This window comes from Mesorhizobium sp. M0626 (assembly GCF_040320665.1).
In the GTDB taxonomy this organism is placed as follows: domain Bacteria; phylum Pseudomonadota; class Alphaproteobacteria; order Rhizobiales; family Rhizobiaceae; genus Mesorhizobium.
The window spans coordinates 87964-110718 of record NZ_JAMYQD010000001.1 but is presented as its reverse complement, the minus strand read 5'-3'; the positions used below and the strand labels follow the sequence as shown (position 1 = coordinate 110718).

The 22755-nt window shown below is 62.0% G+C and carries 23 protein-coding genes and 1 pseudogene; 17 read left to right on the top strand and 7 right to left on the bottom strand.

The window, feature by feature from the left end; all coding sequences use genetic code 11:
• Positions 1–38 precede the first annotated feature (38 nt).
• Positions 39–1433 (bottom strand): SPOR domain-containing protein, encoded by a 1395-nt coding sequence (locus NKI37_RS00570; protein WP_460221999.1) that lies wholly within the window; start codon positions 1431–1433, stop codon positions 39–41.
• Between the two features lie 68 nt (positions 1434–1501).
• Between NKI37_RS00570 and NKI37_RS00565 the strand changes: the two genes are divergently transcribed.
• From NKI37_RS00565 to clpA, 4 genes are all read left to right on the top strand, one after another.
• Positions 1502–1777 (top strand): hypothetical protein, encoded by a 276-nt coding sequence (locus NKI37_RS00565; protein ID WP_023726657.1) that lies wholly within the window; start codon positions 1502–1504, stop codon positions 1775–1777.
• Positions 1774–2103 carry a phasin family protein gene (locus NKI37_RS00560; RefSeq protein ID WP_023671011.1) on the top strand — a complete coding sequence of 110 codons (330 nt, stop codon included), beginning with the start codon at positions 1774–1776 and terminating at the stop codon, positions 2101–2103. Before NKI37_RS00565 ends, NKI37_RS00560 begins: the two co-directional genes overlap by 4 nt.
• A 277-nt stretch (positions 2104–2380) precedes the next feature.
• Positions 2381–2707 (top strand): ATP-dependent Clp protease adapter ClpS, encoded by a 327-nt coding sequence (clpS, locus tag NKI37_RS00555; RefSeq protein ID WP_023671012.1) that lies wholly within the window; start codon positions 2381–2383, stop codon positions 2705–2707.
• A gap of 6 nt (positions 2708–2713) precedes the next feature.
• Positions 2714–5203: an ATP-dependent Clp protease ATP-binding subunit ClpA gene (gene clpA, locus NKI37_RS00550; protein ID WP_023815775.1), complete on the top strand. Its 2490-nt coding sequence runs from the start codon at positions 2714–2716 to the stop codon at positions 5201–5203.
• A gap of 57 nt (positions 5204–5260) precedes the next feature.
• On the opposite strand, the pseudogene NKI37_RS00545 reads toward clpA, so the two are convergent.
• From NKI37_RS00545 to NKI37_RS00525, 5 genes and pseudogenes are all read right to left on the bottom strand, one after another.
• A pseudogene (locus NKI37_RS00545) lies at positions 5261–6070 on the bottom strand (IS3 family transposase); the annotation flags it as partial.
• 34 nt (positions 6071–6104) lie between these two features.
• Positions 6105–6533, bottom strand: a complete 429-nt coding sequence (locus NKI37_RS00540; RefSeq protein ID WP_023693438.1) for an HIT family protein — start codon at positions 6531–6533, stop codon at positions 6105–6107.
• Between the two features lie 95 nt (positions 6534–6628).
• The gene (locus NKI37_RS00535) at positions 6629–7843 is read right to left on the bottom strand and encodes a GNAT family N-acetyltransferase (protein WP_352787775.1); all 1215 of its coding nucleotides are present in this window, start codon (positions 7841–7843) and stop codon (positions 6629–6631) included.
• A gap of 55 nt (positions 7844–7898) precedes the next feature.
• The gene (locus NKI37_RS00530; RefSeq protein ID WP_352787777.1) at positions 7899–8627 is read right to left on the bottom strand and encodes a glycerophosphodiester phosphodiesterase; all 729 of its coding nucleotides are present in this window, start codon (positions 8625–8627) and stop codon (positions 7899–7901) included.
• A gap of 14 nt (positions 8628–8641) precedes the next feature.
• On the bottom strand, positions 8642–9106 hold the full coding sequence (locus tag NKI37_RS00525) for a RidA family protein (protein WP_352787780.1): 465 nt from the start codon (positions 9104–9106) through the stop codon (positions 8642–8644).
• A gap of 138 nt (positions 9107–9244) precedes the next feature.
• Here NKI37_RS00525 and NKI37_RS00520 point away from each other — a divergent pair, with 138 nt between their 5' ends.
• The 5 genes from NKI37_RS00520 (at position 9245) to tsf (ending at position 13013) form a co-directional block, all read left to right on the top strand.
• Complete coding sequence (locus NKI37_RS00520; RefSeq protein WP_352787783.1) at positions 9245–10075, top strand: cell envelope integrity EipB family protein; 831 nt, start codon at positions 9245–9247, stop codon at positions 10073–10075.
• Positions 10076–10119: 44 nt separating this feature from the next.
• Positions 10120–10398 carry a DUF4031 domain-containing protein gene (locus tag NKI37_RS00515; RefSeq protein ID WP_023671020.1) on the top strand — a complete coding sequence of 93 codons (279 nt, stop codon included), beginning with the start codon at positions 10120–10122 and terminating at the stop codon, positions 10396–10398.
• Positions 10395–11006 (top strand): LysE family translocator, encoded by a 612-nt coding sequence (locus tag NKI37_RS00510; protein ID WP_352787786.1) that lies wholly within the window; start codon positions 10395–10397, stop codon positions 11004–11006. Before NKI37_RS00515 ends, NKI37_RS00510 begins: the two co-directional genes overlap by 4 nt.
• A 176-nt stretch (positions 11007–11182) precedes the next feature.
• Positions 11183–11965 carry a 30S ribosomal protein S2 gene (rpsB, locus tag NKI37_RS00505; protein WP_023777441.1) on the top strand — a complete coding sequence of 261 codons (783 nt, stop codon included), beginning with the start codon at positions 11183–11185 and terminating at the stop codon, positions 11963–11965.
• Positions 11966–12092: 127 nt separating this feature from the next.
• Positions 12093–13013: a translation elongation factor Ts gene (gene tsf / locus NKI37_RS00500; RefSeq protein ID WP_352787789.1), complete on the top strand. Its 921-nt coding sequence runs from the start codon at positions 12093–12095 to the stop codon at positions 13011–13013.
• A 30-nt stretch (positions 13014–13043) separates the two neighbouring features.
• On the opposite strand, the gene NKI37_RS00495 is transcribed toward tsf, so the two are convergent.
• Positions 13044–13970, bottom strand: coding sequence for a LysR family transcriptional regulator (locus NKI37_RS00495; protein WP_352787792.1), 927 nt, complete (start codon positions 13968–13970; stop codon positions 13044–13046).
• A gap of 114 nt (positions 13971–14084) precedes the next feature.
• Here NKI37_RS00495 and NKI37_RS00490 point away from each other — a divergent pair, with 114 nt between their 5' ends.
• The 8 genes from NKI37_RS00490 (at position 14085) to bamA (ending at position 22720) form a co-directional block, all read left to right on the top strand.
• Complete coding sequence (locus NKI37_RS00490) at positions 14085–14612, top strand: nuclear transport factor 2 family protein (RefSeq protein WP_352787794.1); 528 nt, start codon at positions 14085–14087, stop codon at positions 14610–14612.
• Between the two features lie 30 nt (positions 14613–14642).
• Entirely contained in the window at positions 14643–15752 is a 1110-nt protein-coding gene (locus NKI37_RS00485) for an aldo/keto reductase (protein ID WP_352787797.1), read from the top strand.
• A gap of 151 nt (positions 15753–15903) precedes the next feature.
• Positions 15904–16626, top strand: coding sequence for a UMP kinase (pyrH, locus tag NKI37_RS00480; protein WP_023671026.1), 723 nt, complete (start codon positions 15904–15906; stop codon positions 16624–16626).
• 101 nt (positions 16627–16727) lie between these two features.
• Positions 16728–17282 carry a ribosome recycling factor gene (gene frr, locus NKI37_RS00475; RefSeq protein ID WP_023671027.1) on the top strand — a complete coding sequence of 185 codons (555 nt, stop codon included), beginning with the start codon at positions 16728–16730 and terminating at the stop codon, positions 17280–17282.
• A 31-nt stretch (positions 17283–17313) separates the two neighbouring features.
• Positions 17314–18036, top strand: coding sequence for an isoprenyl transferase (locus NKI37_RS00470; protein ID WP_023748403.1), 723 nt, complete (start codon positions 17314–17316; stop codon positions 18034–18036).
• A gap of 11 nt (positions 18037–18047) precedes the next feature.
• Positions 18048–18863 (top strand): phosphatidate cytidylyltransferase, encoded by an 816-nt coding sequence (locus tag NKI37_RS00465; protein WP_023696555.1) that lies wholly within the window; start codon positions 18048–18050, stop codon positions 18861–18863.
• 103 nt (positions 18864–18966) lie between these two features.
• Positions 18967–20109, top strand: coding sequence for an RIP metalloprotease RseP (rseP, locus tag NKI37_RS00460; protein WP_023684693.1), 1143 nt, complete (start codon positions 18967–18969; stop codon positions 20107–20109).
• Positions 20110–20326: 217 nt separating this feature from the next.
• Positions 20327–22720, top strand: a complete 2394-nt coding sequence (gene bamA, locus NKI37_RS00455) for an outer membrane protein assembly factor BamA (RefSeq protein ID WP_023684694.1) — start codon at positions 20327–20329, stop codon at positions 22718–22720.
• Positions 22721–22755 lie beyond the last annotated feature (35 nt).

The window sequence follows — 22755 nt, the reverse complement described above, 5'->3', positions numbered from 1 at the left end:
GACGCAGTAAATTTCCGGGAGATGGTTCCGACGCCGCCCTACTGTTGGACGGCGTAGCAGGCGATTTTCTTTTTCTTCAGGGCATTGCAGGCATTCCAGGCCGCGTCCTTCGAGCGGAAGCCGCCGAACCGGGCGCGGTAATAGGTCTCGCCATCCTTTTCGAAGGCGACGGTGAAACCGGAAGCAGCCCCAAGAACCTTGGGCGCCAGCTTGGCGGTCTTGTCGAGGAAAGCCTGGGCTTCGGACTGCTTGGGCGACGACGCCACCTGCACCGCCCAACCAGCCGGCACCGAGGCCGTGTTGACCGGGTCGACCGCCTGTGGGGATACAGGCGTGGGTTCGGCATAGGCAGCCACAATCTGCGCAGTTTCGACCTTCGGCGCCGTCACGATGACGGTCTTGACCTTCCTGGTCTTGACGACGGGGGCGGGCTCTTCGACCGCGGCCACCGTCTGTTCGTCGGCAGACTGGCCTTCAGCAGACTGCTCGTCAGCGGATGTCGGATCGTCATTGGACGCTACGGGATCGTCTTCAACGATCGGCTTGCCATCCGGCGTCGGCGCGTCATGCTTGGGCAGGAAGACCTTGGCCAGCGCCTTGACCGGATTGTCACCGCCGGCCTTGGCGACCAGGGCGCCGCCGCCGCGGGTCGATGCGCGCGGCATGTAGGCGTTGATCAGGCCGGCCATCTGGTTGTCGCGGCTGCGCCCCGAAGTGCCGCCCATGACGACGGCGACGAGGCGGCGGTTGCCATCCGAAACCGACGAGACGAGGTTGAAGCCGGAGGCGCGGGTATAGCCGGTCTTGATGCCGTCGACGCCCTTGATGCGGCCGAGCAGACGGTTGTGGCCATTGATGCGCTGGCGGCCGTAAAGGAAGGAGCGCTGCGAGAAATAGCCGTAATACTGCGGATAATGTTCCCTGAGCGCTATGCCAAGCATCGCCATGTCGTGGGCGGTTGTGAACTGGCCGGGATCGGGCAGGCCGTTGGCATTGCGAAACACGGTGCCGTCCATGCCGAGCGCGCGCGCCTTGGCGGTCATCATGCGGGCGAAATTGCTTTCGCTGCCGCCGAGCAGTTCGCCGAGCGCGGTCGCCGAATCATTGGCCGACTTGGTCACCATCGACAGGATGGCGGTCTCGACCGAAACCGCTCCGCCCGCCTTGACGCCGAGCTTGGTCGGCGGTTCGGCCGCCGCTTTGGCCGAGAACGGCACGGGCGTGTTCCTGCTGATCCGGCCCTTCGCCATGGCCTCGAAGGTCAGATAGAGCGTCATCATCTTGGTCAGCGACGCCGGGTAGCGCCGGCCGTTGGCATCGGACGAATAAAGCACCTTGCCGGTCTTGGCGTCGACGACGATCGCCGAAGACCTGGCGGCCATCGAGGACGCGGCATCCGCAACGACAAATGACATCGCCAAAGCGAGGATCATGATCGTTTTGAGGGAAGATGCGGATTTTGAACCGAAGACCGACAACGCCTGACGCACTGATAGTTCCTTTGAAACTCATTGCCCTGGAGGCGGCAAAGGGATCCGACCTCACTTGTCGTCAAACTATCGCAGCCAGCGTTACCAATCCGTTTATGGTAACCGGCGCGTTCACCATTTTCCTCGGGCTTGAGCCTTTCTTTATTCGAATTTTAGCTGTTGCCGGCGCAGCGCGGCCTGATGCCGCTGAAATCTTGACTTTTGTGCAGCGCACAATATATTCTCGTGCATTGCACAACCGCGCTCAGGCAAGGGCGCTTCAAAACGCCAAGGGAAACGTCAAATGACCCAGACCTACGAGGACTTCTCGAAATACGGCAAGGAGTTTGCCGATACCGGATTGAAGAGCTTCACCTCGCTCTCCAAGGGCGCGCAGGCGATCGCCACGGAAGCTGGCGAATACACCAAGAAGAGCTTCGAAGCCGGCAGCGCCGCGGTCGAAAAGCTGTTCTCCGCCAAGTCGCTGGAAAAGGCGGTCGAGATCCAGTCCGACTTCGCCAAGCAGAGCTATGAGAGCTTCGTTGCCGAGGCGACCAAGTTCGGCGATCTCTATGCCGATCTCGCCAAGGAGGCTTACAAGCCCTTCGAATCGATTGTCGCCAAGGCGAAGTAATTTCGCTCGAGAATACCAGGCACGGCCTTTCGGGCTTGCAGAACAGACCCGGTCGCGGATGCGCGGCCGGGTTTTTTCATGCCGGATTCAATTCCGGGGCTTTGGCGGTTCACGATTTTGAAAATCGCCTCGGTTTGCCCACCTAGCCATATTGTCAGCTAACAAGAAGGGCTTAAAATCGTCCATCGAACACCTACATATCGAACTCGCCATGGGGATTCGAAAGAGGCAGGATTACGTGACTTCAGGTTTGACTGCCACGACAAGCGTGGTGCGGATGCAAAGTGACGGCGACGGCAATGAGGCCGGTCGCGGCACAGCCGTCATTACGCGCACCAAGACCAAGACCAAGAAGCCCAGCCTTTACAGGGTCCTCATCCTCAACGACGACTATACGCCCATGGAGTTCGTGGTTCACGTCCTGGAGCGTTTTTTTCAAAAGGACCGCGAAGCCGCCACACGCATCATGCTTCATGTTCACAATCATGGGGTGGGCGAGTGCGGGGTCTATACATTCGAGGTGGCCGAGACCAAAGTGTCTCAGGTCATGGATTTCGCCCGACAGAATCAGCATCCGCTGCAATGCGTGATGGAGAAGAAGTGAGGTAACATGCCGGCTTTCTCCCAAGGCCTGGAAAAGGCGCTTCACCAGGCGCTGACGCTCGCCAATGAGCGGCACCATGAATATGCAACCCTAGAACATCTGCTGCTCGCCCTCATCGACGACACCGAGGCGGCCGCCGTTATGCGCGCCTGCAACGTCGATCTCGACGAGCTGAAGCACACCGTTCTGACCTATATCGACACCGAACTCGACAATCTGGTCACCGGTTACGATGAGGATTCCAAGCCGACCGCCGGCTTCCAGCGCGTCATCCAGCGCGCCGTGATCCATGTGCAGTCATCCGGCCGCGAGGAAGTGTCCGGCGCCAACGTGCTCGTCGCCATCTTTGCCGAGCGCGAGAGCCATGCCGCTTATTTCCTGCAGGAACAGCAGATGACCCGCTACGACGCGGTCAACTACATCTCGCACGGCATCGCCAAGCGCCCCGGCGCATCGGAGACGCGCTCGCCGCGCGGCGCCGATGACGAGCAGGGCGGCCAGAACGGCGCCGAGCCGCAGGAGGAAGGCGGCAAGAAGAAGCAGCAGCAGGATGCGCTGACGGCTTATTGCGTCAACCTCAACAACAAGGCCAAGGCCGGCAAGATCGATCCGCTGATCGGCCGCGAGAGCGAAATCAACCGCACCATCCAGGTGCTGTGCCGCCGCTCCAAGAACAACCCGCTCTATGTCGGCGATCCCGGCGTCGGCAAGACGGCGATTGCCGAAGGCCTGGCCAAGCGCATCGTCGAGGGCGATGTGCCCGAAGTGCTGCAGGACGCCACCATCTTCGCGCTTGACATGGGCACGCTGTTGGCCGGCACGCGCTATCGCGGCGATTTCGAAGAGCGGCTGAAGCAGGTCGTCAAGGAGCTCGAGGATTATCCGGGCGCCGTGCTGTTCATCGACGAGATCCACACGGTGATCGGGGCCGGCGCCACCTCAGGCGGCGCGATGGATGCGTCGAACCTGTTGAAGCCGGCGCTGTCTTCGGGTGCCATCCGCTGCATCGGCTCGACCACTTACAAGGAGTTCCGCCAGTTCTTCGAGAAGGACCGCGCTCTGGTGCGGCGCTTCCAGAAGATCGACGTCAACGAGCCGACCATCGAGGACGCCATCGAGATCATGAAGGGCCTCAAGCCCTATTATGAGGAATTCCACAAGGTGAAGTTCACCAACGAGGCGATCAAGGCTTCGGTGGAACTGTCGGCCCGCTACATCAACGACCGCAAGCTGCCGGACAAGGCGATCGACGTGATCGACGAGACCGGCGCCTCGCAGATGCTGGTGCCGGAAGCCAAGCGCAAGAAGACGATCGGCATCAAGGAGATCGAAGCCACGATCGCCACGATGGCCCGCATCCCGCCGAAGACGGTTTCGGCCGACGACGAGAAGGTGCTGCAAGGCCTCGACATCGAGCTGAAGCGCGTCGTCTATGGCCAGGACACCGCCATCACCGCGCTGACCTCGGCGATCAAGCTGGCGCGTGCCGGCCTGCGCGAACCGGAAAAGCCGATCGGCTCTTACCTGTTCTCAGGCCCGACCGGCGTCGGCAAGACCGAAGTCGCCAAGCAGTTGGCTGCCTCGCTCGGCGTCGAGCTGATCCGCTTCGACATGTCGGAATATATGGAACGCCACACCGTTTCGCGGCTGATCGGCGCGCCTCCCGGCTATGTCGGCTTCGACCAAGGCGGCTTGTTGACCGACGGCGTCGACCAGCATCCGCACTGCGTGCTCTTGCTGGATGAAGTCGAGAAGGCGCATCCGGACCTGTTCAACATCCTGTTGCAGGTCATGGACCACGGCAAGCTGACCGACCACAACGGCAAGCAGATCGACTTCCGCAACGTCATCCTGATCATGACCACCAATGCGGGCGCATCGGATGCGCAGCGCGCGGCGATCGGTTTCGGATCGACCAAGCGCGAAGGCGACGATGTCGAGGCCATCAACCGGTTGTTCACGCCGGAGTTCCGCAACCGTCTCGATGCGATCATCCCGTTCGGCTCTCTGCCGGTCCCGGTCATCCACCAGGTGGTGCAGAAGTTCGTCATGCAGCTCGAGGCCCAGCTCTCCGAGCGGGGCGTCACCTTCGACCTGTCGCCGGACGCCATCGCCTGGCTGGCCGACAAGGGCTACGATGAACGCATGGGTGCGCGGCCGCTCGGCCGGGTCATCCAGGAGCACATCAAGAAGCCGTTGGCCGACGAGGTGCTGTTCGGCAAGCTCAAGAAGGGCGGCACGGTGCGCGTCACTGTCGAGAAGAAGGAAACCGGCGAAACCGGCCTGAAGCTCGAATCGCTGGCCGACGAAGCCCCGGTGCAGCCGAAGCAGGAGCCGGAAGAGGCGCCGAAAGCCCGCAAGGCGGTGGCCAAGAAGCCCGTCGCCAAAAAGGCGGCGGCGCAGAAGCCTCAGCCCAAGGGCAAGGACGAGCCTGAGCCCAAGGGCAAGGATGGCGGCAAGCGCAGCCTGGTGCCGCAACTGCCGCGCAAGAGCTGAAAGGTTCGCCCATCAAAAAAGCCCGCTTCATGAACTGACCCCATAAAGTTGGACGGTTCATTGAGTTGGTAGGTTTAAGGGCTGGTTCCTGTATTGCACAGGGGCCAGCCCTTTCAGTTTCAGTTTGATGCGGCGGTGGTTGTAATAGTCGATGTAGTCCGCGATGGCGTCGTCCAGGCTTTGAACGGTGTCGAAGGTTCCGGGATGGAAGAGCTCGGATTTGAGGATGGCAAAGAAGCTCTCCATTGGGGCGTTGTCGAGGCAATTGCCTTTGCGTGACATGCTCTGTTGGAGGCCTCTGGCTTCCAGCCTGCGTTGGAATGCCGACATCTGATACTGCCATCCCTGATCGGAATGCAGGATCGGCCTTTCGTTCTCACCAAGCCGGGCGAGGGCTTTGGTCAGCATATTATCCACCATTTTGAAGCGTGGCCGCCGCGCCGTCTCGAACGCGACGATCTCGCCATTGTAGAGATCCATGACCGGGGACAGATAGAGCTTGTCGCCGGCCAGGCTGAACTCCGTCACGTCGGTCACCCATTTGCGGTTGGCGCGGTCGGCGCCGAACTTGCGCTGCAACAGATCGGGAGCGGTCCGCCCAGCCTCGCCCCTGTAGGAGCGATACTTCTTCGGCCTGACCAGCGACTTCAATCCCATCCCGGCCATCAGGCTCTGGACGGTCTTGTGGTTGACGCGCCGGCCCAACCGGTGCAGTTGCGCAGTCACCCGGCGATAGCCGTAGCGACCCTTGTGGCTGTCGAAGATGGCCTTGATCGCCGCCTTCAGCGCCGCATGGCGGTCCGAGCGCTTCGCTGCTTTCTGTCTGTAATAGAACGTGCTGCGCGCAAGCTTCGCCAGTTCGAGCAGCCCTCAAGCGAATCGCCGTGAGGCGCGCGCCACCTCAACCGTTCAGCGCTGCTCGGATCCTGGCCGCGTTCTCAGTCAGCACTTCGGGCTTCTCCATCTGCCCCGTATGCGGCTTGAGCGCGATGCCTTCGAACCGCGGGATGACATGGACATGCAGGTGGTAGACGGTCTGGCCAGACGCCGGTTCGTTGAACTGCAGGATGGTGACCCCGTCAGCGCCGAAAGCCTTTTTGACCGCCAGCGCCACCTTCTGGACCGTGGTGAACAGCCGGCCGAGCGTCGCCGGATCGGCATCGAGCAGATTGCGCGACGGTGCTTTGGGCACCACCAGCGTGTGACCGGGGCCTTGCGGCATCACATCCATGAAGGCGACCACGGCATCATCCTCGTAGACGCGGTGCGACGGGATTTCGCCGCGCAGGATCTTCGCGAAGATATTGCTGGGGTCGTAAGCCTCGGTCATGGCGGCGCTCCGGGAGTATGCTCCCGGTGTAGCGAAGCTGTCCCGGACCGGCAAGATGGTCCGGCGATATCGACAGGCGAGGGCAGGGCGGATCGCTATTCCTCAAGATCCTTGCGGAACGGCGTATGCTCTTCCAGAATTTCGCCCATCCGCTCGACCTCGCGCCGCTCACGCCGGAGATAATCGGCCACAGCATTGCGCAGGCCGGGATGTGCGATGTAGTGCGCCGAATGCATGGTCACGGGACGATAGCCGCGCGCCAGCTTGTGCTCACCCTGCGCGCCGGCCTCGACCACCTTCAGCTTACGCTCGATGGCGAAGTCGATGGCCTGATGGTAGCAAACTTCGAAATGCAGGAACGGGTGGTCCTCGATGCAGCCCCAATTGCGGCCGTAGAGCGCATCGGAGCCGATGAAGTTGATGGCGCCGGCGACATAGCGGCCATTGCGCTTGGCCATTACCAACAGGATATCCTGGGACATGCGCTCGCCGATCAGCGAGAAGAACTTGCGGTTGAGATAAGGCCGGCCCCATTTGCGGCTGCCGGTGTCCATATAGAAGGCGAAGAAATCGTCCCAGGCCCTTTCGGTCAGGTCCTTGCCGGTCAGCCGGTCGATCGAGATATCGTTGGCGAGCGCCTCGCGCCGCTCCTTCTTCATCGCCTTGCGCTTGCGCGATGCCAGCGTAGCGAGGAAATCGTCATAGGTCGAAAAGCCTTCGTTGAAGAAGTGGAACTGCTGGTCGGTGCGGTGCAGGAAGCCGGCTGCTTCCAGCGTTGCAACGTCGCTTTCACTGGCGAAGGTGACATGCGCGGAGGACACGCCGAGCTTTTCCGTCACCGCCTTCAGGCCCGCTGCGAGACCGGCCTTCACAATGGCGCTGTCCTCGCCCTTGCTGACCAGCAGGCGAGGGCCGGTGACCGGAGAGAACGGCACGGCGCATTGCAGTTTCGGATAGTAGTTGCCGCCGGCGCGTTCGAACGCGTCCGACCAGCCATGGTCGAAGACATATTCGCCCTGGCTGTGCGATTTGAGATAGCAAGGCACCGCGCCCAGCAATCTGCCATGCGCATTCTCCAGCCTGAGGTGGTGACCCTGCCAGCCGGTGCGCCGCACGGCGCAGCCAGAATCCTCAAGCGCGCTAAGAAAGGCGTATGAAACCAGAGGGTTATAGCCATTTTCTGTGTCGCTGCGGGTTGTGCCGGTAAAGCCGTTCCACTCGTCGCAGGTGAAGGCATTGATGCCGGCGGCAACGCGGATGGAAAACTCCGCATTCGCCGTTTGCCCGTCACCTTCATCACCCTGATCCATGGGGCTTATTTAAGCTCTGTCGGGGCCGCTACAAGTCACGTTTCAGGCACTTCCATCAGGCGACATTGACCAGATCGGGTTCGAACCCTTCGAACGTCATCTGGTCGGCGTATTTGAAGGTGAGATCCACCGCCGGCTGGTCATGCACCGTCCAGGTGATGACAGGCATTTTAAGCCTTTCGCGCACGAAGCTGACGAACGGGTTCGGCAAATCGCCCGCGGCGTAGGAAGTGAAGGCGAGGTCATGCGCCAGCATGGCGAAATGCGCCTCGATCAACTGGTTGTCCCTGCCATAGGCAGTCAGCCCGCCCGGAATGCCAGGCGCGTCTTTCGGGAAGTCGCGGACCAGCCAATGGTCGAACGACATGATCGCCGCCTTGCCCTTGTAGCGCTTCAGCATCTTGCCGACGCTCGCCACCAGGCCCTCGTCATAGCCGGGCACGCCCTTCAGTTCGACCACCAGCGGCACACGGCCGTCGACAAGGTCGAGCGCTTCCTGCAGCGTCGGAATATGGTCCTGCGTGCCGCCGATCCTGAGTGCGGCCAGTTCCGCCGCCGTGCGCTGCCAGATGAAGCCGTCCTGGCCGGTCAGCCGTTTGAGGTCGCCGTCATGCATGATGACGGGAACGCGGTCGGACGACAGATGCACGTCGCATTCGATCGCATAGCCGCGTTCGGCGGCAGCAGCGAAAGCCGACAGCGTGTTTTCCCAGCGCGTCTTGTTCAGGTCGTGGAAGCCGCGATGGGCGACGGGGCGGGCGGTCAGCCAGGATAGCTCGGTCATGGACGTGGCCCTGTTCATGCGACTTCGAAGACGGCTTCGATTTCCACTGCGGCATTAAGCGGCAGCGAGGCAGTGCCGACGGCGGAGCGGGCATGCTTGCCGCGCTCGCCGAGCGCCGCCACCAGGAAATCGGAGGCGCCGTTGGCGACCAGATGCTGCTCGACGAAGTCGGGTGCCGAGGCGACAAAGACGGTGATCTTGACCAGGCGCTGGATCTTTTCGAGGTCGCCAAGTGCTGCCTTGGCCTGCGCCAAGATGTTGATTGCACAGTACTTTGCGCCTTCCTTGCCGGTTGCCGTGTCGACGTCGCGGCCGAGCAGGCCGCTTGCCTGCAGCTTGCCGTCCTTGAGCGGCAACTGCCCGGCGGTGAACAAAAGATTGCCGGACCTGCAATAGGGCACATAGTTCGCGGCGGGCGCTGCGGCGGCAGGTATCGTCACGCCGAGATCGCTTAGCCGCTTTTCGATTGTTTCACTCATCGTATTTCCCTATTGCTTGGAGACGCCGCGCTGGCCGGGCCGAAATTGCTATTTTTGCCTCGCTTCCGCCACGACTTTTTTTAAGCTGGACCATCCTTACCTGCGGCCTGCCATCAGCTGCGACGATCGGAGCCCTTTATGCGCGCAACGCGCCTTGCCTTCCACGCCGTTCTCGTTCCGGTGCTGTTCTCGATGGCTCCAGCCTTTGCCGTGCCGGCGCTGCAGGCGCATCGCGCCGTCTACGATCTTACCCTCGACAAGGCGTCGGACCGATCGGGCATCACCGGCATTTCCGGCCGCATGGTCTATGAGTTCAACGGCTCGCCCTGCGAGGGCTATACGGTAAAATTCCGTTTCGTCACCCAGATCGCCACCGGCGACAACACCAGGCTGACCGACCAGCAGACGACCACGTTCGAGGACGCCGAAGGCAAGACCTTCTCGTTCGTGACCAAATCCTTCGTCGACCAGAACCTCGACAAGGAGGTCAAGGGCACCGCCACGAAAGAGACCAAGGGCCTCAAGGTCGACATCGACAAGCCCGAGAAGAACAGCCTGGAACTCGCCGCCACTCAGTTCCCGACCCAGCATCTGGTCGAACTGATCGGCAAGGCCGAGAAGGGCGAGAATTTCTACGAAACCAGCCTGTTCGACGGTTCGGAGGATGCCAACAAGGTGATGACCACCACCGTCATCGTCGGCAAGAAGGCCGAGGGCGACAAGGCCGACCCCGAAGCGCCGGCGCTGGCCAAGCTTGCCGGCGACAAATACTGGCCGGTCGACATCGCCTATTTCGACGAGACCGACAAATCGGGCGAAGAGGTGCCGGAATACCGCATCAGCTTCAAGCTGCACGAGAACGGCATCACCCGCGACCTCACCATGGACTATGGCGAGTTCTCGATGACCGGAAAGCTGGTCAACCTGTCGCTGTTCGATCAGACCAAGCCTTGCCCGGTCTCGAGATAGCAACAATGCGGCGCTGGCCACGGCAGGCTTGATGGCAGTTCCCGATGGCGGTCTATGTCGATGCGGCGATCTGGAAATGGGCCGGCCATCGCTGGTGCCACCTGATGGCCGACGATACGGACGAACTGCATCGTTTCGCCGCCGAGCTTGGCGTCAAGCGTTCGTCCTACCAGGGGCCGCCCAGGACATCGGCGCCGCACTATGACATAACCGGCTTCGAGCGCGACCGGGCGGTGCGGCTCGGCGCCATCGAATGCAGCCGCGAGGAGATCGTTGCGATCTTCAGGCGCGTACGGGTACCCAACGGAAAGGGCCGATCGTGACGCTAACGGCATTCCTGGCTTATTGCCTTGCCATCACACTTGCCGCCGCCACGCCGGGACCGGCGATGTTCACGGTGATCACCAACGGCGTGGCAGGCGGCTTCCTGCGTGCGTTCGTCGCCGGAATGGGCATTGCCGCCGGTGATGCCGTGCTGGTCACCTTGGCACTGCTCGGGCTGGTGGCGCTGGCCCAGACCTTCGAATGGGTGTTTCTCCTGTTGAAATACGCCGGTGCGGCCTACCTGATTTTCCTCGGCATCAAGATGTGGCGGGCCGCGGCCGCGCAATCGGCCGAGCAAGGAATCCCCCAAACCGGATTGTCGCGTTCGTTCCTGCTTGGCGCCTCCGTGGCGCTCGGCAACCCGAAGGCGATCCTGTTCCACGCCTCGATCATGCCGCTGATCCTCAACCTCGACACCATGACGTTTGCCGACAGCCTGCTGGTGGTGGCAGTCGTCGTCGGCGCCAATATTCTCACCATGGGCATCTACGCCGCGCTGGCGGGCAGGGCATCCGGCTGGTTCAGGACGCCCGAACGCATGCGGCTGATTAACCGGTTCGCCGGCAGCGCCATGATCGGCACCGGAGCGCTGATTGCCGCACGCTGAGCGATGAAGCACCTCACCGCTTGCGTTTGCAGCGCTTCCCCTCTATATGCGCGCTCATTCCACACACGGACTTTGGTGTCTGCCCGGGAGAAATCCGGCTGAAACCTCCGGTGGCGTTCGAGGACAAAGTCCAAAAATGCCTGTGTCCGTGGAGGCTAACCGGAAAGGAACTTTGAATGGCACTGCCTGATTTCAGCATGCGCCAGCTTTTGGAAGCTGGCATTCACTTCGGCCACCAGACCCACCGCTGGAACCCGAAAATGGCGCCTTACATCTATGGCGCCCGCAACAACATCCACATCATCGACCTGTCGCAGACGGTGCCTTTGCTGCACCAGGCGCTGAAGCAGGTTTCCGACACCGTCGCCAAGGGCGGCCGCGTTCTGTTCGTCGGCACCAAGCGCCAGGCGTCCGACATCGTCGCTGACGCCGCGCAGCGTTCGGCCCAGTACTATGTCAACTCGCGTTGGCTCGGCGGCATGCTGACCAACTGGAAGACGATCTCGAACTCGATCCAGCGCCTGCGCAAGCTCGACGAGATGCTGGCCGGCGAAGCCCAGGGCCTGACCAAGAAAGAGCGCCTGAACCTCGACCGTGAGCGCGAGAAGCTCGACAAGGCGCTCGGCGGTATCAAGGACATGGGCTCGACGCCCGACCTGATGTTCGTCATCGACACCAATAAGGAAGCGATCGCAATCCTCGAGGCCAAGCGTCTCGGCATCCCGGTCGTCGCCATCATCGATTCGAACTGCGATCCGGACAAGATCGACTTCCCGATTCCCGGCAATGACGACGCGGCGCGCGCTATCCAGCTCTATTGCGACCTGATCGCCAAGGCCGCCATCGACGGCATCGCTCGTCAGCAGGGTGCACTCGGCGTCGACATCGGCGCTTCGGTTGAAGCTCCGGTTGAGCCGGCCCTCGATCCGGCTCCGGCATCGGAAGCCCCAGAAGCCTGATAACAACCCGGGCTTGATAATCGAAGGCCGGACCCGGCCTTCATCTTTCTAATATTTTGGCACGCTAAACGGACGCATCACCGAGAACCGGTGGTGCGTCGGTGCATTTAAAAACAAAGAGGCGACAATGAGCATTTCGGCTGCACAGGTCAAAGAACTCCGCGACTTGACTGGCGCGGGCATGATGGACTGCAAGGCGGCGTTGACCGAGACCAATGGCAACATGGAAGAGGCCGTCGACTGGCTGCGCAAGAAGGGCATTTCGAAGGCCGACAAGAAGGCTGGCCGCACCGCGGCTGAAGGCCTGATCGGTGTCGACAACGGCGTCCGCGAGGCTGCGATCGTCGAGGTCAATTCCGAGACCGACTTCGTTGCCCGTAATGCCGCGTTCCAGGAAATCGTCGCCAACGTCGCCAAGGTGGCGCTCGCTTATGGCACGACGGAAGCCGTCGCTGCCGCAAAATATCCGGGTTCTGATAAGTCGGTCACCGATACCATCAAGGACGCCGTCGGCACCATTGGCGAGAACCTCGGCTTCCGCCGTTCGGCCAAGCTGACGGTCCCGCACGGTGCTGTCGCCACCTACGTTCACAATGCGGTTGCCGACGGCCTCGGCAAGCTCGGCGTGCTGGTTGCGATCGAAACCACCGGCAATGAGCATGCCGCCAACGCTTTTGGCCGTCAGGTCGCCATGCACGTCGCCGCCACCAATCCGCTGGCGCTGACTGCCGAGCAGATCGATCCGGCAGCGGTCGAGCGCGAGAGGGCGATCTTCGCCGACCAGGCGCGCCAGTCCGGCAAGCCGGAAGCGATCATCGAGAAGATGGTCGAGGGCCGCCTCCGCAAGTTCTACGAGGAAGTCGTGCTGCTGAAGCAGGCCTTCGTGCTCAATCCCGACATCACTGTCGAGCAGGCGCTGAAGGATGCCGAGAAGGAAATCGGCGCTCCGGCCAAGATCTCCGCCTATCTGCGCTTCGCGCTGGGCGAAGGCATCGAAAAGGAAGAGACCGATTTCGCGGCGGAAGTCGCGGCAGCGGTCAAGAAGTAATCTTTAGCCCCTGAAAAGGGGCTTCTGAGCTCAGGCAACTCGGCCGGGTGTCCGCAAGGATGTCCGGCCGATTTCTTGTGCGGTGTCGATGAAGGCGCGCAGCTTCGGCGCCATCGATGCCCGGCGCGGGAAGTAGAGAAAAAGCCCCGGCTCCTCGATCGCCGTTTCCGGCAGAACCTGAACAAGGCGGCCAGCGGCAAGATCCGCGCGTACCAGCGGTTCAAACACATAGGTCAGCCCGACGCCGGCAAGCGCCAGGTCGATCGCGGCCAGCGAATCCGTGACGATGACCGTGCCTTTCGTCTCGACGACCACATCCTTGCCGTCCTCGGTCAGGTCCCAGCGATAGAGCGCGCCGGAGCGGACGAGCCGGTAGCCGATGCAATTGTGGTTGGCGAGATCGGCCACGTTGCGCGGACGGCCATGCCGGCCGACATAGGCGGGAGAAGCGACGATCACGGCGTGAACCGGCGGCGTTAGCCGGACCGTCACCATGTCCTGCGCGATCATTTCACCCAGTCGGATGCCGGCATCGAAACCCTCACCGACAATGTCGATCAGCCCCTGGTCGGTGAGCAACTCGATTGTCACGTCCGGATAGCGCTCTGCCATCGCCGCGACCACAGGTGTCACCGCCAATGGGACGGCAATTATTGGAACGTTGAGCCTGAGCAGGCCTGAGGGCCGGCCCTTGATGGCGCGGATCCGATCTATCCGCTCGGCAATGTCCTGAAGGGCAGGGGCTGCCGTCTCGACCAGCGCCTTGCCAGCCTCTGTCAGCGAAACACTGCGCGTCGTGCGCGCAAACAGCGGCTGCCCGATGCGCTCCTCCACCAGCCGCACGGCGTGGCTGACGGCCGATGGGCTCATGCCGAGCTCGGCCGCTGCAAGCGCGAAGCCGCCGCGCCGGGCAACCGCAATGATGACAGGCAGGTGGTTGAGCAGATCGCGATCCATTCATGAATGATATCGCATAGTCCTTGCGAACAATTCAATCTTCTCGGTGCCGGCTGCGCGGCCCACATTGTCGCTAACAGGTCGGCGGTGGCCGATACACCAGGGAGAAGAAGCATGAACGCCTTGAAACACATGACCTTCGCCGCGGGCCTCGCTTTGGCGCCGGCCGATGCCGGCGGCGCCGAGCCGTCCGGCTGGCGCGCGCTCGCCGACGAACGCGCCGTCATCCGCATCGCCGATGCCATCGACCGTGCCGTCGATGCGCAGGACTGGAAGCTTGCGCGCAGCTATTTCGCGGATCGGGTCACCGCTGATTTCAGCAGCCTGTCCGGCCAGCCCGCGGCCACCATCGCCTCGGACGAGCTGATCGGCGGCTGGGCCGGCAATCTCAAGGGTAGCAAGACCAGCTTGCACCTGCGCACCAATCACCAGGTGGTTCTGGAAGCGGATAGCGCAACCGTCTCCTCCAACGGCTACGCCTGGAACCGGATGGAAGGCAATGGCGACCCGCTGTGGGAAGTCTGGGGTACCTACGAGCATCATCTGGTCCGCTCCGGTGGCGGCTGGAAAGTGGACGGCTTCACCTTCCGTGCCACGCATGAGCGCGGCAACCACTGGGTCAAGACCACGCCCGGCCAGTGAGCCGGCATCAAATCGGATCGGAACGACATCATGACCATGACCTACTACACCCTCGGCAACAGCGGTCTGCGCGTCAGCCGCTTGGCGCTCGGCACCATGACCTTCGGCACCGAATGGGGCTGGGGCGCGGACAGGCAAACCGCCCGCGCCTTGGTCGACGCCTATGTCGAGGCCGGCGGCAATTTCTTCGACACCGCCGATCTCTATACCGGCGGCACCGCTGAAACCTGGCTCGGCGAATTCATCGCCGAACGCGGCTTGCGCGACAAAGCGGTGATCGCCACCAAATTCACGTTCAACGCCGAAGCTGGCAATCCCAACGCCGGCGGCAACGGCCGCAAGAACATCCTGCGCGCCGTCGACGCCTCGCTGAAGCGGCTGGGCACCGACTATATCGACCTCTATCTGATGCATGTCTGGGACAGGCTGACACCGGCCGAGGAGGTGATGCGCACGATGGATGATCTCGTGCGTGCAGGCAAAATCCGCCATGTCGGCTTGTCCGATGTGCCGGCCTGGTATGCTGCCCGCGCGCAGACGATCGCCGAATTGCGCGGCTATGAGCCAGTGTCGGCCCTGCAGCTCGAATATTCGCTGGCCGAGCGCTCGATCGAAAATGAGTTCGTGCCCTTCGGCACCCGCCATGGCGCCGGCATCATGGTGTGGAGCCCGCTGGCTAGCGGCCTGCTCAGCGGCAAGTACCGGCCGACACAGGACGGCAATGCCGGCCGGCTCGACGGCTTCCGCAATACCACCCATCCGGGCTTCCGGAAATTTACCGAGCGCAACTGGTTAATCGTGGCGGAGCTCGAAAAGGTCGCCGCCGAGCTTGGGCGAAGCATGGCGCAGGTCGCGGTCAACTGGGTGGCAACCCAACCGGGCATCGCAACCGTGATCCTTGGAGCGACCAAGCTGGCGCAGCTGCAGGACAATCTGGCGGCGCTGGATTTCACCATACCCGCAGCGCTTCGTGAGCGCCTCGATTCGGTCAGCAAGACGCTGCCGCCATTTCCGCACTCCTATTTCGGTTCCGAGATACAGGTCCGTGTTACCGGCGGCGCCGTGACCGGCGACAAGCCGTCCGGCTATGCGCCACCACAGCTTGTCGAGGGCGACGCCGTCAGTATCACCAGCAACTGACAGGCCGCGACAGTCAGATGCAATTGAGCAAAGGGCGCCCGTGACATCGCGGCGCCCTTCGTGTATCGGAACTCGACATCGCGCCAGCGCTGGCGGCGCCCCGCGCAAAGGCGTCCTGCCCAGCGCGCCACACGCACCTGACGAGGTCCAGATGACGGCAAAGCCCCTCTATCGACGTGTCTTGCTGAAAGCGTCGGGCGAAGCATTGATGGGCGAACAGCATTTTGGCATCGACGTCTCGGTCGTAGACCGTATCGCCGCCGACATCGCCGAAGCCCGCGCGCTCGGCATCGAGGTCGGTGTCGTCATCGGCGGCGGCAACATCTTTCGCGGCGTGGCGGTAGCCTCCAAGGGCGGTGACCGCGTCACCGGCGACCACATGGGCATGCTGGCTACCGTGATCAACTCGCTGGCATTGCGTACTTCGCTGAACAAGATCGGCGTCGACGCCGTCGTGCTGTCGGCCATCGCCATGCCGGAGCTTTGCGAGAGTTTTTCCCAGCGCCAGGCCACCGCCTATATGAACCAGGGCAAGGTCGTCATTTTCGCCGGCGGCACCGGCAATCCGTTCTTCACCACCGATTCGGCCGCGGCCTTGCGCGCCGCCGAGATCGGCGCCGACGCGTTGTTCAAGGGCACCCAGGTCGACGGCGTCTATTCGGCCGATCCCAAGAAGGATCCGAATGCGACCCGCTTCGAGCGCATCAGCCATGCCGAAGTCATCAACAAGGGCCTTTCGATCATGGATACCGCCGCAATTGCACTTGCGCGCGAAAACAACATCCCGATAATCGTCTATTCGATCCACGAAAAAGGTGGTTTCGGCGATATTCTGCGGGGCGGCGGCCGTTGCACGATCGTCGCCGACGAGTGACCCGGAGTATACTCTCCTAAAAAGGGGATCAGTTTTCGAAAGCGGGTCCGAATATAGGCCCTAAGCACTGAACCCGGATCAAACGGGTCGAGGAGACTAAGATGAGTGGTGAGTTCGACGACCTCAAGCGGCGCATGGATGGCGCGATCGCCGCCTTCAAGCACGATCTGGCTTCGCTGCGCACCGGCCGTGCCTCCAGCAATCTGCTCGACGCCATCCAGGTCCAGGCCTACGGCACCACCATGCCCATCAACCAGGTGGCGAACGTGTCGGTGCCGGAGCCGCGCATGATCTCGGTTTCGGTATGGGACAAGTCGATGGTCGGCGCGGTCGACCGTGCCATCAGAGAATCCAATCTCGGCTTCAATCCGATCGTCGACGGCACCAATCTCAGAATTCCGCTGCCCGAGCTCAACGAGCAGCGCCGCAAGGAACTGGTCAAGATTTCGCATGGCTACGCCGAGAACGCCCGCGTTGCGGTGCGCCATGTCCGTCGCGACGGCATGGACTTCTTGAAGAAGGCGGAAAAGGACGGCGACATCAGCGAGGACGATCAGCGCAAGCGCTCCGATCAGGTCCAGAAGCTGACCGACGAAACGATCAGCACCATCGATCACCTGCTTTCCGATAAGGAAGCTGAAATCATGCAGGTCTAGGGTCGGCCCACACCGGCCCGAAAGCGAGACAATGGCAACGCCCGCGCATGTCGCGATCATCATGGATGGAAACGGACGCTGGGCCAAGGCGCGCGGCATGCCGCGGCTTGCCGGCCATCGCGCCGGCGTCGAAGCGCTGCGCAAGACGGTGCGCGCCGCGCCCGGTCTCGGCATTTCCTTCCTGACCGTCTACGCCTTTTCGTCGGAAAACTGGTCGCGGCCCAAGGCCGAAGTCAGCGACCTGATGGGGCTTTTGAAGCTGTTCATCCGTCGCGATCTGGCCGAACTGCACCAGAACGGCGTGCGCGTCAGGATCATCGGTGACAGGGCGGGGCTGCAGCCGGACATCAGGGGCCTGCTCGAAGAGGCCGAATCGCTGACTGCGCGCAATGAATCGCTGACCTTGGTCATCGCCTTCAACTATGGCGGGCGCGACGAGATCGTGCGCACGGCACGCAAGCTCGCAGCCGCAGTGGCGCGCGGCGAGATCGACGCAGAGGCGATCACGGCAGACACTTTTGCCGGCGCCCTCGACACCGCAGGCATTCCCGATCCGGAGCTGGTCATCCGCACCAGTGGCGAGCTTCGGCTGTCGAACTTCCTTCTGTGGCAGGCAGCCTACAGCGAACTGGTTTTTCTGCCTTGCTACTGGCCTGACTTCAGCCGCGAACACCTGGCCGACGCATTGCGCGATTTTGCTGGCCGCGAGCGCCGTTTTGGCGGGCTTGCCGCTCAAGATGTCGCTGCCTCGTGATCGGCGGCGGGATGAACAATCTTCAGCTTCGCATCGTCTCGGCGCTGGTGCTGGCCGCAATAGCGCTTGGCCTGACCTGGTTGGGAGGGCTGTGGTTCCGCCTGCTTTGCGCCGGGATATCGGCGGTCATCTTCTATGAATGGGCGCGCATGTCGCGCCCCTTGGCCGGTGCGACCCTCGGCTTCATTCCCGAAGCGCTGCTTCTGGTTTTCGTCGTCGCCCTGGTTGCAGGCGTGCCGGCATCGTGGCTTCTGTCTCTTGTCCTGGCCATGGTTGTGGTCGCTGCTGTCGGCGCCCGTATGCGTGGAGCGGCGCAATGGGATGCAGCCGGTCTTGCCTACGCGGCTTTGTCCGGCTTATCGCTGGCGCTGCTGCGCGGCGGCGACCATCCCGGCCTGGTCGCAATCCTGTTTCTGTTCGCCGTGGTCTGGGCGACCGACATCTTCGCCTATTTCGTCGGCCGCTCCGTCGGTGGGCCCAAGCTCGCGCCATCTATATCCCCCGGCAAGACGCAGAGCGGCGCGCTTGGCGGCGCTGTCGGCGGCGTGGCCGCCGGCGTGCTTCTGGCTGCCGCCGCCGGGGCCGGCAATCTTGGCGTCCTCGCCTTGGTTGCGCTGGTGCTGTCGATTGTTGCCCAGGCTGGCGATCTCTTCGAATCCTGGGTCAAGCGCCGCCACGGCCGCAAGGATTCAAGCGCGTTGATACCCGGGCATGGCGGTGTCATGGACAGGGTGGACGGGCTTGTCGCGGCGGCTTTTGCCCTATACGTGATCGGCTGGATTTCGGCGGGCGCCGATCATCCGGCGCAGGGGCTGTTTCCGGCTTGAGTGATATTTCACGGCGAAGAAATGGCGCTCGCCACGGATTCGCCTGGATTGATGTCACAGTCGCGGCGACACCTTTTGCCGCGGGTGAATTTGAGGGCATGACTTGAACGAAATTCTTCACGCGTTTTTCAGCACGGAAGGCTTTGTCCTCGGCACGCTGGTGCCGTTTCTGTTCGTGCTGACCGTGGTCGTCTTCATTCACGAAATGGGCCATTACCTGGTCGGCCGCTGGTGCGGCATTGGCGTGAAGGCCTTTTCGATCGGCTTCGGCCCCGAACTTCTCGGCTTCAACGACAGCCACGGCACGCGCTGGAAGCTCTGCGCCATACCGCTCGGCGGTTATGTCAAATTCGTCGGCGACATGAGCGCCACGTCGAGCCAGCCGAGTTCGGAAGATCTGGAAACGCTGACTGACGCTGAACGCAAGGTCGCCTTCCACACGCAACCCATCTGGAAACGCGCCGCCACGGTGGTGGCCGGCCCGCTGTTCAACTTCCTTTTGACCATTGCCGTCTTTGCCGTGCTGTTTTCCCTCTATGGCCGCCCTGTGTTTGAGCCGATGGTGGCGGCGGTCACCGCCGGCAGTCCAGCCGCAAGGGCCGGCATTTTGCCAGGCGACCGATTCGTCGCCGTCGACGGCAGCAAGGTTGAGACCTTCGCCGACGTCCAGCGCCTAGTTTCGGGCCGCGGCGGCGACGCCATCACCTTCACCATGTTGCGCGAGGGCAAGGAGGTCACGGTCGTCGCGACGCCGGAGCCGATGGAGCAGCTGGACGCACTGGGCAACAAGGTCAAGGTGGCCGTCATCGGCGTCGTCAACAACAAGGATGTCGGCCAGCCCAGGCTGATCACCTACAGCCCTGTCGGAGCAGTCGGCGCCGCGGTCGAGGAGACGGGGCACGTCATTCAGCGCACCGGCCAGTTCCTGCAGCGATTCGTTGTCGGCCGCGAAGACAAATGCCAGCTGGGCGGCCCGATCAAGATCGCCAAGATGTCGGGGCAGGCGGCAAAGCTGGGCTTCCTATGGCTGGTGCAACTCGTCGCCGGCCTGTCGGTCGGGATCGGAATTCTGAACCTTTTGCCGATTCCCCCCCTCGACGGCGGCCATCTCCTGTTCTACGCACTCGAAGCCGTTTTCCGGCGTCCGGTATCGGAGCGGATGATGGAAATGGGATACCGGGCCGGCCTCTTTCTGGTGCTGGGATTTATGGGCTTCGTCTTCTGGAACGATCTGTTTGGGTGCTGAAATCATGAAGAAATTTGGCTTCAGCACCGGCAATGTTGAGACGCCGTTTACCATGCACGGGAGTATGCGTGACGCGAAAGCCACGCATCAGGGTTAAGTAATTACAAATTAACCAGAAGCCTTGCGTGTAGGGAAAATCCGGTTAATACGGTAGGAGAAATTACCGCACGTCCGGTTTTCTCGCCGTGGGGACTTCGAGAAAAGGTACAAAAGCCCGATGAAGGCAGCATCCAAATTTTTGAGCGCCGCGTCCGCGGTGGCTATGTCCGCCGCTCTGGTTGTACCAGGTGCGCTCGCCGTGCAGTTCGTTGCCACATCTGCGGCGCAGGCAGCCGTTGTCTCGAGAGTCGAGGTCAGCGGCAACCAGCGTGTCGACGCCGACACCATCCGCAACTACATCACGATCAAGCCGGGCAAGGCGTTTTCCAGCGCCGATATCGACGATGCGGTCAAGGCGCTGTTCGGCACCGGGCTGTTCTCGGACGTGCAGATCAATCAGGTCGGTTCGACGCTGGTAGTCAAGGTTGCCGAATACCAGGTCGTCAACCAGGTTCTGTTCCAGGGCAACAAGAAGCTCAAGGACAACGCGCTGGCAGTCGCCGTGCAGTTGAAGCCGCGCGGGACGTTCTCGCAGGCAACGCTGGACTCCGATGTCGAGGCGGTAAAGGCTGCCTACAGGCGAATTGGCCGGGATGACGCCGCTGTCACGACGCAGATCATGGATCTCGGCGACAACCGCGTGAACGTGGTCTTCAACATCAACGAAGGCGGCCGCACCAAGATCGCCGCTGTCAATTTCGTCGGCAACAGCGCCTATTCGAGCCGCCGCCTGTCCGACGTCATCGCAACCAAGCGCTCGAGCTTCTTGTCCTTCGTGCTGCGTGACGACGTCTATGACGAGGACAAGCTCCGCGCCGACCAGGAATCGCTGCGCCGCTTCTATTACAATCACGGCTATGCCGACTTCCAGGTGGTCTCAGCCGTCGGCGAGCTCGACGACACGACCAACCAGTACACCGTTACCATCACCGTCCAGGAAGGCGACCGCTATACGTTCGGCGACGTCAGCGTCGAGAGCACCATTCCCGAAGTCGACTCGAAGGCGCTGGAATCGGTGGTTCAGACCCACAAGGGCGACGTCTACAACGCCAAGAATGTCGAGGACACCATCATCGCGCTGACCGAAAAGGTCGCGGGTTCGGGCTATGCCTTCGCCCAGGTGACGCCGCGCGGTGATCGCAACTTCGAGAACCACACCATTTCGGTCGTCTATACGATCGACCAGGGCACCAAGGCCTATATCGAGCGCATCGAAATCCGCGGCAACGACCGCACGCGCGACTATGTCATTCGTCGTGAGTTCGATGTCAGCGAAGGCGACGCCTTCAACCAGGTACTCATCCAGCGCGCGAAGAAGCGGCTGGAAAAGCTAGATTACTTTGAGAAAGTCGACGTTTCGACTGTCCCGGGTTCTGAGCCAGACCAGGTCGTGCTCGTGGTTGACGTAGTCGAGAAATCGACCGGCGAGTTCTCGGTTGGCGCAGGATATTCGACCGGTGGCGACACTGCGGGTCCGTCCGTCGAAGGTTCGGTTGCGGAGCGCAACTTCCTCGGTCGCGGCCAGTACATCAAGGTTTCGGCGGGTGGTGGCAAGAATTCGCGCGACTACAGCCTGTCCTTCACCGAGCCCTATTTCCTCGGGCGCCGTATCGCTGCCGGCTTCGACATCTTCCAGCAGACACGCAACTACGACCACTATGACAGCGAGACGCTGGGTGCGACGGTGCGCTTCGGCCTGCCGATCACCGACAACATCTCGACGCAGTTGGCGTACAATATCGCCCAGGAGAAGTACAAGCTCGACGACGGTTGCGATAACAATCCTGCCGTCCCGGGCAACGCCCCTGGCGACGGGATTCCCGACGCGGACTGCAACGTATCTGCGGCAATCGTCCAGGGAATTGATGAAAGCCCTTGGATCAAGTCGTCGGTCAGCCTTGGGTTGGTCTACAACACCATCGATGACATGAAGAGCCCGCATGAAGGCATCTACGCCACCACGACCATGGAAGTTGCCGGCCTTGGTGGCGATGCCAAATTCGTAAAGGTTACCGGTCGTGGGACTGTCTACCAGACGTTGTCCGAACAGCTGGACCTGGTCGGCCTGATCTCAGGCGGCGCCGGCCATATCCAAGGCTTCGGCGGTGACGGCCTGCGTATCTTCGATCAGTTCCAGAGCAGCGACCGCATGATCCGCGGCTTCGAGTATGGTGGCATCGGTCCTGCGGATATTGCAACGGGTGACCACCTCGGCGGCACCACCTATTTCAATGCGTCGGCGGAAGCTCAGTTCCCGATACCGGTCATTCCGGAAAGCTTTGGTGTGCGCGGCGCCGTGTTTGCTGATGCCGCCACACTGTATGGCAGCAAGATTAACGTCGCCGGGGTTACTCAAGCTTCAACTGATCTAGAGTTGCGCGCTTCGGTTGGTGTCGGCTTGTTGTGGTCATCGCCTTTCGGCCCGATCCGCATTGACTACGCGATGCCCGTCAAGAAGGAAAAGACCGACGACGTGCAGGAATTCAACTTCGGCATGTCGAGCCGCTTCTGATGCGCGGGTAACGATGCTTCCGGGCCGTTGGGGTC

What these genes read in the sequence shown, in the direction of transcription:
- NKI37_RS00570 (WP_460221999.1), bottom strand. Translation starts at nt 1,433, where the DNA reads ATGATCCTCGCTTTGGCGATGTCATTTGTCGTTGCGGATGCCGCGTCC.
- NKI37_RS00560 (WP_023671011.1), top strand. Translation starts at nt 1,774, where the DNA reads ATGACCCAGACCTACGAGGACTTCTCGAAATACGGCAAGGAGTTTGCC.
- clpS (WP_023671012.1), top strand. Translation starts at nt 2,381, where the DNA reads ATGCAAAGTGACGGCGACGGCAATGAGGCCGGTCGCGGCACAGCCGTC.
- clpA (WP_023815775.1), top strand. Translation starts at nt 2,714, where the DNA reads ATGCCGGCTTTCTCCCAAGGCCTGGAAAAGGCGCTTCACCAGGCGCTG.
- NKI37_RS00540 (WP_023693438.1), bottom strand. Translation starts at nt 6,533, where the DNA reads ATGACCGAGGCTTACGACCCCAGCAATATCTTCGCGAAGATCCTGCGC.
- NKI37_RS00535 (WP_352787775.1), bottom strand. Translation starts at nt 7,843, where the DNA reads ATGGATCAGGGTGATGAAGGTGACGGGCAAACGGCGAATGCGGAGTTT.
- NKI37_RS00530 (WP_352787777.1), bottom strand. Translation starts at nt 8,627, where the DNA reads ATGACCGAGCTATCCTGGCTGACCGCCCGCCCCGTCGCCCATCGCGGC.
- NKI37_RS00525 (WP_352787780.1), bottom strand. Translation starts at nt 9,106, where the DNA reads ATGAGTGAAACAATCGAAAAGCGGCTAAGCGATCTCGGCGTGACGATA.
- NKI37_RS00520 (WP_352787783.1), top strand. Translation starts at nt 9,245, where the DNA reads ATGCGCGCAACGCGCCTTGCCTTCCACGCCGTTCTCGTTCCGGTGCTG.
- NKI37_RS00515 (WP_023671020.1), top strand. Translation starts at nt 10,120, where the DNA reads ATGGCGGTCTATGTCGATGCGGCGATCTGGAAATGGGCCGGCCATCGC.
- rpsB (WP_023777441.1), top strand. Translation starts at nt 11,183, where the DNA reads ATGGCACTGCCTGATTTCAGCATGCGCCAGCTTTTGGAAGCTGGCATT.
- tsf (WP_352787789.1), top strand. Translation starts at nt 12,093, where the DNA reads ATGAGCATTTCGGCTGCACAGGTCAAAGAACTCCGCGACTTGACTGGC.
- NKI37_RS00495 (WP_352787792.1), bottom strand. Translation starts at nt 13,970, where the DNA reads ATGGATCGCGATCTGCTCAACCACCTGCCTGTCATCATTGCGGTTGCC.
- NKI37_RS00490 (WP_352787794.1), top strand. Translation starts at nt 14,085, where the DNA reads ATGAACGCCTTGAAACACATGACCTTCGCCGCGGGCCTCGCTTTGGCG.
- NKI37_RS00485 (WP_352787797.1), top strand. Translation starts at nt 14,643, where the DNA reads ATGACCATGACCTACTACACCCTCGGCAACAGCGGTCTGCGCGTCAGC.
- pyrH (WP_023671026.1), top strand. Translation starts at nt 15,904, where the DNA reads ATGACGGCAAAGCCCCTCTATCGACGTGTCTTGCTGAAAGCGTCGGGC.
- frr (WP_023671027.1), top strand. Translation starts at nt 16,728, where the DNA reads ATGAGTGGTGAGTTCGACGACCTCAAGCGGCGCATGGATGGCGCGATC.
- NKI37_RS00470 (WP_023748403.1), top strand. Translation starts at nt 17,314, where the DNA reads ATGGCAACGCCCGCGCATGTCGCGATCATCATGGATGGAAACGGACGC.
- NKI37_RS00465 (WP_023696555.1), top strand. Translation starts at nt 18,048, where the DNA reads ATGAACAATCTTCAGCTTCGCATCGTCTCGGCGCTGGTGCTGGCCGCA.
- bamA (WP_023684694.1), top strand. Translation starts at nt 20,327, where the DNA reads ATGAAGGCAGCATCCAAATTTTTGAGCGCCGCGTCCGCGGTGGCTATG.